The organism is Streptomyces sp. NBC_01410, from assembly GCF_045040195.1.
GTDB lineage: Bacteria > Actinomycetota > Actinomycetes > Streptomycetales > Streptomycetaceae > Streptomyces.
The window spans coordinates 8,309,420-8,321,740 of sequence record NZ_CP109530.1 but is presented as its reverse complement, the minus strand read 5'-3'; the positions used below and the strand labels follow the sequence as shown (position 1 = coordinate 8,321,740).

Below are 12,321 nucleotides of genomic sequence, written 5' to 3'. Positions count from 1 at the left end.
TTCGAGAGTGTGTTGAGCGCGATGTGGGCGACGATCTCGGCCAGCTCGGCGTCGGTCACCCCGGCTTCTCAGGCAGCGGCCAGCACCCTGTCCTCGACCCGCCCTGAAGTGTGGAGGATCTCTCTCACAAGTCGTCCGACACAATCCAGGGCGAAGTGCCCATGGCCCGCACAACGGAGGAACCGGTCCACGTCACATCAAGACAACTCGATGTCCCTGACAACGGCGACGGTGACCGTTCCGCTGGCAGAGGTGGCCCCTGATCGACGAATGAAACAGAGCTCGCCCTACCAAGTCCGACCCAACCCCCCATTGTCTTAGAAGCTCTAAGAGTCCGCGAATGTGTGGTGATTTCGGTGAGCGGGCCGCCTGGTCGCAGGAGGCAAAGTGGGGCGCAGGAGCGCGTAGGGGGGCGCAGGAGGGCGCACTCTATCGCAGCAGTGATGACGCACGGCACGGCCTTGGCCATTGGGTGGCCGCTCATGCATGATTGGGGCGGCTCACTTCCCCCGGCGACAACTGGCCTTGATGGCCTCGGAGGTACCCAATGGGGATACCCAGACCTGTTCATCTGGTCTTTGTGCATGGCCTTTTCGGGGGTGCCGGTACGTGGAACGTCTTCAAGAAGCGCATTGCCGCGGACCCGGCGATGAAGGGCCGCGTCATCGTGCACTGTTTCGAGTACAACTCGCCCAAGATCCGTCTGCGGCCGGACCGCCGAATCGCCGAAATCGACGACATCGCAGATCAGTTGGGGACATGGCTGAGTACGCGCTGCGGCGACGGTGCGCCGATCGTGCTCACAACGCACAGCCAGGGTGGACTGGTCGTGCAGCGGTTCCTCGCCCGGAAGCTTGCCAATGCTCTGGGTCCTGAGCTGGCGCAGATCAGGCACATCGTGATGTACGCATGCCCCAACAGTGGCTCGGGGTTCTTTCTCTTTCTGAGAAAAGTACTTTGGTTTTGGAAGCATCCCCAGGAGAGGGAGCTGCGCCCGATCGGCAATCGGCATGTGCAGGAGGCTCGGGCGCGAGTCATCAAGTCCGTGGTGCATGCCCGGACCGTCAGTGAGACGGAATGCCAAATTCCCATATCCGCGTACGGAGGGGCGACCGACAACGTCGTACTCGCCGTCGACGCAAAAACGGGCTTCACCGATGGTGGCATCGTCGAGGGAGACCATTTTACCATCGTTCAGCCCGCCAATAGGAAGGCACAGTCCTATCACGTACTGAAGGCCGCTATTGAAGGCGCGGTCGAGCCTCCCCAGGAGCCTCTCTTACCTCAAGAATCACCGAAATTCCTTGAACCGGCCGGCGACGAGCAGGGACCCTACTCCGTCACCCTGCCGTTCAAGGAAGGCACACTCCATGGCCGGGAGCGGAAGGACATCGTCTCCTCGATCTTATCGGCCGGGCACGACGAACGGGTCCATGTGCTGGCGGCACCGGGAGGCCGCGGAAAGAGCCGGATGGCCCTGGAGGCCGCGTATCTCGCGCGGGAGCGGGGGCGGCACGTCTGGTGGGTCCGGGCCGACCGGCTGAGTCAGAGCATGCTGGAGGTCGCCCGGCTCGTCGGCATACCGGTCAGTATCACCGATGCTACCTGGCGGGGCAACGGCAGCCAGACGGACCTCATTTGGAGTTATCTCAACAGGATGAACGAACCCTGGCTGCTGGTCTTCGACAATGTCGATGAGCCGCAGCAGCTCGGGCCGGGCGGCGGAGCGGTCTCGGAAGGGACCGGCTGGTTGCGAGCCCCCACCGCCCCGGACGGGCTGGTGATTGTCACCAGCCGGGACCGGAGGGAACAGGTCTGGGGCCGCTGGAGCCACGTATACGACGTACCGCTCCTGGATGACCGGGACAGCGCGTCGATGCTCATGGAACGTGCCGGGCGGCGGTGCGGAACCATGGAGCAGGCGCGGTTGCTGGCACGCCAGCTCGGCGGGATCCCTCTCGCCCTCGTGGCCGCTGCCGACTACATAAAGGAGGTCGCCGAGTCGGGACTGTCGCTCGACGGTGCGGAGCCCAAGGACTTCGAGAGCTACGGCGAGGCGCTGCGGCGGCGCTTCGACTCCCCGGCAGGCACCCGGCCTGAGCAGACCGGCGAGTCGCTCGGGCTGGAGAAAGTCAGGCACGTGTACCGCATGTCCCTGTGGCTTTTGGAACAGCGCGGACTTCCCCAGGCGGCGCCCTTGCTGAAGGCGTTCGCGTGCCTGAGCAACACTCCGATCCCCTTCCGCATCATGGTCGGCGGCGATGCCCTGGAGCGGTCCCCGCTCTTCGCAGGGTCGACGTCCGAGCAGCGCCGCAAAGCGCTCTTGGGGCTGAAGAACCTCGGCCTTGTCGAGATAGCACCGGTGAACGAGACCAACGACCGGTACCCGTCGCAAGTGCTGTCGCTGCATCCGGTGGTGCGGGGCATCTTCCGCGACGACGAGGACGTCAGGCGCCAGCGCGCCGAGTACTACGGGCTCGACGTGCGGATGCTGCTGGACGCGGTACGTGACCGGGACCCGGACCAGCCGGGCAGTTGGCAGACCTGGGTCACCGTTGCACCGCACTCCATCGAGGTGACGCGTGCCCTTCTCCACCTCCGTGACACCGGCAGTGGGGCCGCACCGACGGGTGACCATGATCTGATTGCACACGCTCTGGAACTCGCTCGGCTTACGACCCGCTATCTCCTGGTGGCGAGCCTGCTCCGGGAGGCCCGTGATCTGCTGCTGCCGATCATCGCCAACTGCGAGTCGCTGGGCTACCACTGCGACGACCGGGAGATCCTCGCGCTGCGCCACGAGAAAGGCCGCATCTCGCTGGAATACGGCGAACACCAGGAGGCGGAGGAGGAACTACGGAGGGTCGTTGCGGGACGCCTGCTCGCCCTTGGGGAGAAGCACTCCGACACGCTCGCCAGCTGCCACAAGCTCGCCCGGGCCATCCTGGAGCAGAACAGGTGGGGCGAGGCGGAGCAAGTGCTGCGCGCGGTTGTCGAGGACGAGCGGCACAACCCCGAGCGGGGGCCGGGGCACTCGGACACTCTCGTCGTCTGGCACAGCCTGGCGCGGACGGTCATGGCACAGGGGCGCGTCGCGGAGGCGGAGAGGGACCTTCGGCAGATCCTGCGCATCCGGCTGGCCACCGGAGAGCCCGGCACACCGGAGACCCTGCATGTGCGGGAGACGCTGGCCCGTAGCCTCCTGGAGCAGGAGCGGGTCGTGGAGGCGGAGGAGGAGATCCAGGGCGCGCTGGAGTGCGCTCAGCGGTCCGTCGACTCCCACCCGGCACTACGCCTGCGCTACCAACTCGGCATCGCACTGCTGATGCAGTTGCGCGTACCGGAAACGGTGGAGTTGCTTGCAGCGCTGCTCGGCGATCAACGAAGAGTGCTCGGCACAGACCACCCGGAAGTGCGACTGACCAGCGATCTGCTGAACAAAACATTGAAAGACTTGTGACGTGCCGCTCGAATTCGCCGAAAGGCAGGGCCGGTTGGGGTCTTGCGCGTACCATCGGCAGCCTCCACCCTCTGAGTGGAGACGATTACACAGAGGCACCGATGCGGATCAGGACCTGGCCGCTTGGGGGGATCAGACCATGCCACACCCGGACGAACACGAGGACGAGCTGTTACGGCAGGGGAACGAACCGGACACTGGGGATAGCGACCGGACGTCACGGTTGGAGATCGCACGGAGAATCGCGCGGGAGGCTCTGGATGCCGATCGCCAGGTGTTGGAGCTCAGCGCGGCGACGGCGTTCCGGGACTTCAGCCACGCCCGGCCCGTCTGACGGATCGAGCAGTCCGGCGGCTCTCTCGCCCCGGTGGTGCACCGGCCCAGCGACACTGGTTTCAGGAGATACGGGGGACATCAGAATGATTCCTGTTGACTTACCCGTTGGTTCACCAGCCGTTCCGCATGACACCTTCTTTCACGTTGTCACCTCGCCCTACTTCACCTGCAGAAGCATCCTTGATCTCGCCGCCGGGCGGTGTGCGGCCGTGCGCGTGCCCGAATTCGTGCCGAAGGCCGTGTGCGAGGAGATCCTGCACGCCCTGGAGAACGCCCCGTTCGATTCTTACGGCAGGCAACGCGTCCAGCCTCCGGTGATGCGGTTTGGCGTGGGCGTAAGCGACCATCGTGCGGAAGGCGGAGTCGCCGAAGGCTACTGGTCGGCCGTCGAGGCCGCTCGTCGCGCCTGGCAGCGCCTCGGACTCCCCTACGACCCCTTCGAAGAGTGCCGTGAAGCGCTGTCCGCGGACTGGCCGGGGGCGGTGGCTGTGGGCCGGCGTGGCGGCCGGGAGATGGCGCCCGGAGTCGCCCGCGAGCCCAATTACGGCTTCCGAGTCCACTTCGACGACGCCTTGCGCGAATTCGAGGGCGATCTGCTGGACGCCACCCTGGTGGCGCAGTTCGCGTTCAACCTCTACCTCAGTGTGCCGGAGACCGGGGGAGAGACCGTCATCTGGCGACACCGCTGGCATCCGCGCGACGAGACGTTCCGGCTGCCGCAGTCCTACGGCTATGCCGAGGGAGCGGTGGGCGACGCCGAGTCGGTCGAGATCAAGCCCCGAGTGGCAGAGGCGCTGCTGCTCGACCCGCGGAACTTCCACGCCGTGCGGGCGGGCCGGGGTGCCCGGCGCATTGCGCTGGGGTTCTCCATGGGGCTCACCGCGACCGGCGAGTTGCTTACCTGGGGGTGAGTCGGACGGGGCGCAACCGGATCAGGGGGTGCAGAACCCCGTTCGCAACAGAGGCTTTGACGGGCCGTCCGGCTCTCGCTACGGTCACCCGGTGCAAGTGTTTCGATACGCAGCGTTCACCGTCGACCCGGTCGGCGGCAATCCCGCCGGAGTGGTGCTCGACGCCACCGGAACCGACGACGCGACCATGCTCGCTACGGCGGCGGACATCGGCTACTCGGAGACAGCGTTTCTGGTGCCGCTGGAAGAGGAGGACAAGGGCGAATTCGGCATCCGTTACTTCAGCCCGCGCGCAGAGGTGTCGTTCTGCGGACATGCCACGATCGCTACGGCGGTCGCCCACGCCGAACGCCACGGTGTCGGAACGTTGCGGCTGCGTACCAAAGTGGGCATGGTCACCGTCACCACCAGCACCCTGGAGGACGGCCTGGTCGTCGCCACGCTGGTGAGCGTCGCACCATGCTCGGTGCCGATTCCCGACCTCGTACTGGCCGAACTGCTCGCCGCCCTGCGCTGGTCGGCCGACGAACTGGACCCCGCGCTGCCGCCACGCGCGGCGTACGGCGGTGCCTGGCACCCGATCATCGCCGCCGCCAGCCGCGAACGGCTCGCCGACCTGGACTACGACTTCTCCGCGCTCGCCGAGCTGATGGACCGCGAGGGCTGGGCCACCATCGACCTTGTTCAGCAGGAGTCCCCGACCGTGTATCACGCACGCAACCCCTTCCCGCCCGGCGGAGTCGTAGAGGACCCTGCAACGGGCGCGGCGGCCGCCGCGTTCGGCGGGTATCTGCGGGAGCTGGGGATGGTCGCCCCGCCGAGCGACTTGACGGTTCTTCAGGGGTACGACATGGGGCGGCCCAGCATCATCAAAGTGTCATTGCCGGCGGAGCCGGGAAGCGGTATCGCGGTCTCGGGAAGCGCCGTGGCACTTTAGATAGGGGTTGCCGCCCTCAGTCGGTAACCTCGACAACGATCTCGATCTCGACAGGTGAGCCGAGTGGCAGCTCGGCGACGCCGACGGCGCTGCGCGCATGCCGCCCCGCGTCCCCGAAGACGGCGAGGAAGAGGTCGCTCGCTCCGTCGACCACCCCCGGCTGGCCCGTGAAGCCCGGAGCGGAGGCGACAAAACCCGTCACCTTTACCACCCGTAGGACGCTGTCCAGACCCACGACCGAGTCGACGGCGGCGAGCGCGGCCAGAGCGCACCGCCTGCTCAGCTCCTTCGCGTACTCCGGCGTGATACCGGCCCCCACTTTGCCGGTGGCGACGAGTTCCCCGTTTTCCATGGGCACCTGGCCCGAGACATACACATGGCTTCCACTGCGAAGTGCGGGGATGTACGCGCCCTTGGGCGGGCTGACTTCGGGAAGTTCGAGGCCAAATTCGTTCAGTCGGGTACGAGGACCTGCTGTCGGCGACATGGGCCGATGCTATGACGGGCACCGGGCGCATCGGGGCCGAGTCCTGGATTTGCAGTCGAAGGTGCCGTCATGAGTCCGTAGGGCCTGAGGGGCGCGGGAGTACCTAAGCGGTCTTGCGTAAGTCGGGTGTGGTTGGGAATACCGGGCTGGTGGGAGGGGGTCCGCCGTGTCGAGACTGCTGAGGCTGGAGCTTACGCCGGATCAGAAGCGGGACGGTGAGGGTCTGTTGTGCCGCCACTGCCAGCGGGCCAGGTCCGGATCAACGACGAGGTCCACGGTCAGGTCGAACGCGTCGAACCCGTCCTCGGTGCGCCAGGTGGGGTACTCAAGGTTCACGCACAAAACGGCACCCCCTCGGGCTTGAGCTCCCGCACCTCAGGGCACGTTCGGGGCCGGTCATTTGTCGCCGGCCGGTGGCGTGCCTGACGGCTCGGCGAAGAAATTCCAGATCGAGATCACCGCGATGACCTGGCCGACGAGGTAGGCGACCTGCAGGGAGTAGTAGCGCATCTGGTAGACAGATAGGAGGAGTCCCAGGCGGCTCTGCCAGAAGCGGCGTTCAGTACGGAACGTGTCGAGGTCGAGCGCAATGCCGGTGACGGTGAGGACGAGCAGCATCGTCGAGGCGTACAGCGCGAGGTTGGCGGCGCCTTCCTGGGTGAACCAGCCGATCAGCGCGTCCAGAGCAACCGGCAGCGCGAAGGCGAAGGCGACCGGGAGTGCCTTGACCGCCCCACGCCGACCGGGGAGGACCCGCCACAGCGCCCCGAGGACGAAGCCCGCACCGACCCATGTGGACACCCAGTAGAGGATGCTGAGCACCATTCCGGGCAGACCGAGCAGGTCCATCAACGTGTCCTGCCAGGCCTCGCCCCGGACGGAGCCGGACCAGGCGCCGAGGACGGCGGCGGGCAGACCAAGTACCAGGGCGAAGCGGGCGCCACGGACGCCGTTGTCCCACCAGTTGTCCTTCGGCCCCAGCGCAAGTGCGGCGTCGACCACGGACACGTTCGCCGGTAGCCGGTCGGCGCCTGCCAGTGGTCCGCTCGCCGGCCAGTTGTGCAGTTTGTCCAACGTCCTTTCCAGCTTTGCCCGTTCGGGCGGTTTGTCGCCGACAAGCCCCTGGTCGAGGCGGCGCAGCTCGGCATGGATCTCCCGGTAGACCCGGGCCTTCTTCAACAGATCCGTACGGGCACCGGGTCCCATGCCCTCGGCGAGGGATCGCCGGGAGACTTCGAAAGGCTGCTCCAGGATGGCATGGCGCCTGAGGGGGGTCACCGCCGCGTACAGGGTCAGCATGTACAGAGGTATCCAGAGAACATCGGCAAGTGCGCTGTCGAGGTGGACATCGCCGATGGACACCGCGAGCGGGAAGAACGCGAGGAACAGGAGGCGGTCCGCACGGTCATCGAGAGGCGCCAGCGTCGAGGCGCGCCACGTGCGCAGCACGGCGAGCACAGCCACGCCGGTCAGGAGCCAGGCGTAACCGAGCACCCATTCCTGTCCGTTGGAGGCGGACAACACCGATTCCCCGACGAAGTCTTCCAGATGACGGATCCCGTACACGGCGGTACCGTCCCGGCTTTCCCAGCGGTCGCTGAGCCAGGTGGCACGCTGCCAGTTGCGCTCCTCCGTGAGCGCGTAGCAAAGGGCTACCACCAGGGTCCATACGACGACGGCGGGACCGGCGATGCGCAGCCGCAGCACCCGGTCCCGCGGCTGCTGCCCGGGGGGAACGGGCTGGCGGCTCTTCGGGAGCAGCTCCGCGTCGACGGCGAGCCGCCATGCCACCGCGACGAAACCGAGGACGGTCAAGGCCAGGAGACAGCAGGAGGCCGTGGTCTGCGCAGCGAGCGCCAAGTCCGACGCCACCCACGGCTCTTTGCACGACCCGCACAGGCCGAAGGCCGCCGGCCGGGTCATCGTGGCCAGCGGCGGGAGCATCAGCAGGGCACCAGCCAGCCAGATGCGCCGGGGTGGTTTAGCGAAAGAGAACAACAGGGCGCCTGCGGCCAGGGCGAAGACATGTCCCCGAAGGAGGGCGTCGTCGATCCACCACTCGTCGCTGCGCCTCTCGTCGTACCGGCGGATCAGGTCGTCCACACGGATCAGCCCGAATAGGGCGACGACGGTGACGGCCCACCATTCGAGATTGCGCAGGATGCGTTTCTGATGTGCGGCAGGTGTGGGAGTGCGCCGACGGTAGAGGGCGGCCGCCCGCAGCAACAGGCCGGACATCGTCACCGTCCACAGCAGCCCACCGAGCGTGTCGAGTCCTGCGGCGGTCAGACGATCGTTCTGTGCGGCCCATGCGTGCTGCCAGGACGGTCTGAGGGAGACGGTCACGGCGGGAGCCGAGCGCGGAGCCTTCTTCTGGTGCCAGACCAGTCTGGAGGCTTCCTCCTTCGCCGTCGGTGGTGGCTTCGCGATCTCGACTCCGGGTGGGCCGGGATCCACCGTGATCCGGTCCCAGTGGGAGCCCGCCAGTGCAGGCGGTGGCTTGAGTGTCACGGTCCAGATGTCCGCCCCAGCCCGTACCTGCCAGGTGCCCACATCGATGTCCGTCCGATACCGGTTGACCCAGGAGCGGGCCGCGTAGACGACCTTGACGCGGCCCCCCTTCGTCGTGACCACCGGCGGACCGGGCCGCCACTCCGACCAACGAGGAAGCTGCTGCCCCTGCGACTGCCGAGTGAGGCAGGCCATCGCATTGATGTACGCCCGACTTTCCCGGCTGAGCAGCAAGGCCTTGGCATGCTTCCAGCTGGCGGGTATGTCGACGGTCAAGTCGGTCTCGATCTTGGTGTACGTTCGGTCGTCGTGCCGGAATTCCACGCTCGTACTGACCCGCGCTCCGGCGAGTCCGGCCCTCGCGCAGGCATCCTCCGCCGCCGCCCGAGCGGCCCCTGAAGGAAGCAGGACACACACCACCGCCAAGACCGACACCAACGCCCGGCTTCTCAACAAGCCTGCCTCCCGACGGACTCGTCATCTCGCGACTCCGGTCATCCTCCCCACCGTTGGTGCAAGGGATGTGGCCGCACTCACCCGAAAGTTCGGTAGCCGTCGGTGACCCCGTTCCGCGCTATCCGGTGTGGTGTTCGAGGAAACGCAGGATCCGGTCGTTGCCGCCCCCTTCGTCGCTACGAGTTCGGGAGAACGTCGGCTCGTCTCCCCACAGCTTCGCGCTGCCGGGCCCCGACAACACTCGCATCGCGCACGTGAAGACCGGCGGCGGCATCTGCCGTGCGCTGACCACCAGGACGCCGCGGCGTGGGCGCAGCACGGCCAGGCGCTCGCGGGTGCGGACGGCGAACTTCGCGATGCCGACGCGGCAGGTGCGGGCGAGTGCTTCGACCAGGAAAGCGTAGGGACACTGGCCGCCCCGCCCGCAACGCACCTGCTGAACCCCGTTAAGGTCCGGAACGGCTGGTCCGAGTCTGCCGCGTCGTCGCATACATCTCCCGCAGGTCCCAGCAGGCTGCTCATCGACAGAAAGAGGAGCCCGTGGATTGGGCCATGAGATTCGCCCTCTTGGTTGGCCCGCTGTCGATGGCCCTGGGAACGGCCTCGATACTCACCGGGTGGACCTGGCCCTGGGCGCGTCGCAAGGTCAAGAAGCCGCGGATTTACGGACTCGGAGCACTGATGGTGGGCACGGCCTGTCTGGTGCAGGGCCTGCTCCCCTTCCGGACCACGCCAACCGGTCCATGGCAGATGCGTTTCCTCAACGCGCTCGTGGTCTGCGGCCGGGCGGTCCTGGCAGCGGGTCAGGGATCGTCGCTACGCAGCGCAGCTGACCCCATCGCCCGAATGCGGTTTCCGTCCTCAATCCAGTTGTTGACGGGTTGTCACGGGAACTTCACTCTGCGAGATCTACCCGCATCAACTCCTCCGGGGCCACGATGAGCGGCGCCCCCCGCCCGTCAACCCCGGCTCGGGAGTCGATACTCATGCGCACACACGCCCGTCACGGCATCGCCGCCACCCTGGTGGCCCTCTCCACCGCCGCGCTGACCCTCTTCGCCACCACCCCCGCGCAAGCCGCTCTGCCCACCCCGGTCAGCGCCGCCACCGCCCGCTCCTACCTGGCCTCCCTCACCGTGTCAGCCGAGCACTCCCGAACCGGCTACAGCCGCGACCTGTTCCCCCACTGGATCACCATCAGCGGCACCTGCAACACCCGCGAGACCGTCCTCAAGCGCGACGGCTCCAATGTCGTCACCGACTCCTCCTGTGCCGCCACCAGCGGCAGCTGGTACTCCCCCTACGACGGCGCCACCTGGTACGCCGCCTCCGACGTCGACATCGACCACCTCGTCCCCCTCGCCGAAGCCTGGGACTCAGGCGCCGACAACTGGACCACCACCAAGCGGCAGGCGCTCGCCAACGACCTCACCCGCCCCCAACTCCTCGCCGTCACCGACAACGTCAACCAGTCCAAAGGCGACCAGGACCCCGCCACCTGGTGGCCCTCCCGCACCACCTACCGCTGCACCTACGCCCGCGCCTGGGTCCAGGTGAAGTACTACTACGGACTCTCCGTCGACTCCGCCGAAAAGAGCGCCCTGTCCTCGGTCCTCAACGGCTGCTGACGGACCACTCGTAGGCCGTGGTGCCCGTCCGTCCCGCTGGAGAACATCCAGCGGGACGGAACAGACGCGCGATCGTCGAAGTGCTGGGCCGTTCCCCTGACGAGTCGGGCGGGTCCAGGGTGAGCCGACTCGGATACGCGGTGCGACGTTCGTAGCATGGCAGTATGGCTGTCTTGTCACAGATGGTGCCCCTGGGTACGCCCGCGCCGGACTTCGCGCTTCCCGATCTAGTCGGCCGGACTGTCCGCCGTGACGACTTTGCCACCGCTCCTGGGCTGTTGGTCGCATTCTTGTGCAACCACTGTCCCTACGTGCGCCATGTCGAGGCCGGGCTCGGCAGGCTGCTCGCCCGGTACCCGAAGCTGGCGGTGGTGGGCGTCTGCGCCAATGACGCCGACGCCTATCCGGACGACCGGCCCGAACGCCTGGCTGAGCAGGTCGGGCGGGCTGGCTGGACCTTCCCGTACCTGGTGGATGCCGACCAGACCGTCGCCCGGGCTTACCAGGCCGCCTGCACGCCGGACTTCTTCCTGTACGACACCCAGCGCCGGTTGGCCTACCGGGGAGCGATGGACCAGTCCACACCGGCAAGCGGCAAGCCCGTCACCGGCGAACTGCTGGACGCCGCCATCACTCACGTCCTAGCCGGCGAGCCGGTCCCCGAACCCCACCGGCCGAGCATGGGCTGCTCCATCAAGTGGCGAGTGTGATGGCGGCACAGTGGGGTTGCTACTTGATCTGCATGCGGTAGCGGAACTCGTACCTGTCCGCGGGGAAGACGACATCTGCGGTGCATACAGGCATCCCTTGGGCCAGCCACGTTTGCTGGATAGCCACGACGGGCGTCCCTTGAGCTGGCATGTGCAGGATCTGCGCCTCGGTCGGGTTCGGCATGCGGCAATCCAGGACCTCTTCCACTTCGTCGACGTGGACGCCGATCCGGTCGAAGCGCCCAACAATGCCCAACGCTGCATATGGACCTTCTGCTGGCGATGCGATCTCTGTCGTGCCGGTGATAGCCAAAGGCTCCCACGACACCCCGCAGGACACTGGCCGCGAGTCCATGACGATGAAGTATTTGGTCTCTGACACCGGATCACCGACGTTGATGTTGAGCCTCTCAGCCTGCTCAGCTGAGGCTTGAGTCTCTTGTGAGCTGCGTTCCACCGCAACGGGTTGGCCAGCCCGCTCGGCTTCCAGGCTGTACGTGGGCCGGGGTCCCTCGGCCCCTGTCCGATTCCAGCGCTGCGGGGCCAGCCGCACGAGGGGCGACTTTAGGCGCACAAAGGACCCTTTACCTCGTACGCCCTCAATGAGCCCCTCGTTGCGGAGTGCCGCGAGGGCTGCACGCGCGGTGATGCCCGAGACAGCCCACTGCTCGCGGATCTCGTTCTCAGACGGTACACGCGCTCCTCGCTGCAGCTCTCCGCTGCGGATCCTGTTCCGAAGATCATCTGCAATTTGGATGTACCGGGGGGTGTGCACTGCCATCGGTTGACCTCCTCACCTAGGTCCTGATCCACCCGACGGACCGTCAAAAAGAGTCATTCTCATCCATCTTGACATCCACTCAGGCAGGTTCGTATGTTCACATA

At 66.7% G+C, this 12,321-nt stretch carries 10 protein-coding genes; 5 read left to right on the top strand and 5 right to left on the bottom strand.

Annotated elements, in window-relative coordinates; translation table 11 throughout:
- Positions 1-580 precede the first annotated feature (580 nt).
- The 3 genes from OG741_RS37865 (at position 581) to OG741_RS37855 (ending at position 5,644) form a co-directional block, all read left to right on the top strand.
- Positions 581-3,460 (top strand): tetratricopeptide repeat protein, encoded by a 2,880-nt coding sequence (locus tag OG741_RS37865; RefSeq protein WP_405593778.1) that lies wholly within the window; start codon positions 581-583, stop codon positions 3,458-3,460.
- Between the two features lie 545 nt (positions 3,461-4,005).
- Positions 4,006-4,707, top strand: coding sequence for a proline hydroxylase (locus OG741_RS37860; RefSeq protein WP_405593780.1), 702 nt, complete (start codon positions 4,006-4,008; stop codon positions 4,705-4,707).
- Positions 4,708-4,798: 91 nt separating this feature from the next.
- The gene (locus OG741_RS37855) at positions 4,799-5,644 is read left to right on the top strand and encodes a PhzF family phenazine biosynthesis protein (RefSeq protein ID WP_405593782.1); all 846 of its coding nucleotides are present in this window, start codon (positions 4,799-4,801) and stop codon (positions 5,642-5,644) included.
- Positions 5,645-5,660: 16 nt separating this feature from the next.
- Here the strand turns inward: OG741_RS37855 and OG741_RS37850 are convergent, their stop codons facing one another.
- From OG741_RS37850 to OG741_RS37835, 4 genes are all read right to left on the bottom strand, one after another.
- The gene (locus OG741_RS37850) at positions 5,661-6,131 is read right to left on the bottom strand and encodes a RidA family protein (RefSeq protein ID WP_405593784.1); all 471 of its coding nucleotides are present in this window, start codon (positions 6,129-6,131) and stop codon (positions 5,661-5,663) included.
- A gap of 201 nt (positions 6,132-6,332) precedes the next feature.
- The gene (locus tag OG741_RS37845; RefSeq protein ID WP_405593786.1) at positions 6,333-6,467 is read right to left on the bottom strand and encodes a hypothetical protein; all 135 of its coding nucleotides are present in this window, start codon (positions 6,465-6,467) and stop codon (positions 6,333-6,335) included.
- A gap of 60 nt (positions 6,468-6,527) precedes the next feature.
- Positions 6,528-9,059 carry a DUF6185 family protein gene (locus OG741_RS37840; protein WP_405605992.1) on the bottom strand — a complete coding sequence of 844 codons (2,532 nt, stop codon included), beginning with the start codon at positions 9,057-9,059 and terminating at the stop codon, positions 6,528-6,530.
- A 157-nt stretch (positions 9,060-9,216) separates the two neighbouring features.
- Entirely contained in the window at positions 9,217-9,531 is a 315-nt protein-coding gene (locus OG741_RS37835) for a Ku protein (protein WP_405593788.1), read from the bottom strand.
- Between the two features lie 553 nt (positions 9,532-10,084).
- Between OG741_RS37835 and OG741_RS37830 the strand changes: the two genes are divergently transcribed.
- Complete coding sequence (locus tag OG741_RS37830; RefSeq protein WP_405593790.1) at positions 10,085-10,726, top strand: HNH endonuclease family protein; 642 nt, start codon at positions 10,085-10,087, stop codon at positions 10,724-10,726.
- Between the two features lie 164 nt (positions 10,727-10,890).
- A complete protein-coding gene (locus OG741_RS37825; RefSeq protein ID WP_405593792.1) occupies positions 10,891-11,436 on the top strand; it encodes a thioredoxin family protein in 546 nt (181 codons plus the stop codon).
- A gap of 19 nt (positions 11,437-11,455) precedes the next feature.
- Here OG741_RS37825 and OG741_RS37820 read toward each other — a convergent pair whose 3' ends face one another.
- Positions 11,456-12,217, bottom strand: coding sequence for a GntR family transcriptional regulator (locus OG741_RS37820; RefSeq protein ID WP_405593794.1), 762 nt, complete (start codon positions 12,215-12,217; stop codon positions 11,456-11,458).
- Between the last annotated feature and the right edge of the window lie 104 nt (positions 12,218-12,321).

Coding starts and splice junctions, on each gene's coding strand:
- OG741_RS37850 (WP_405593784.1), bottom strand. CDS start 6,131: ATGTCGCCGACAGCAGGTCCTCGTACCCGACTGAACGAATTTGGCCTC.
- OG741_RS37830 (WP_405593790.1), top strand. CDS start 10,085: ATGCGCACACACGCCCGTCACGGCATCGCCGCCACCCTGGTGGCCCTC.
- OG741_RS37825 (WP_405593792.1), top strand. CDS start 10,891: ATGGCTGTCTTGTCACAGATGGTGCCCCTGGGTACGCCCGCGCCGGAC.
- OG741_RS37820 (WP_405593794.1), bottom strand. CDS start 12,217: ATGGCAGTGCACACCCCCCGGTACATCCAAATTGCAGATGATCTTCGG.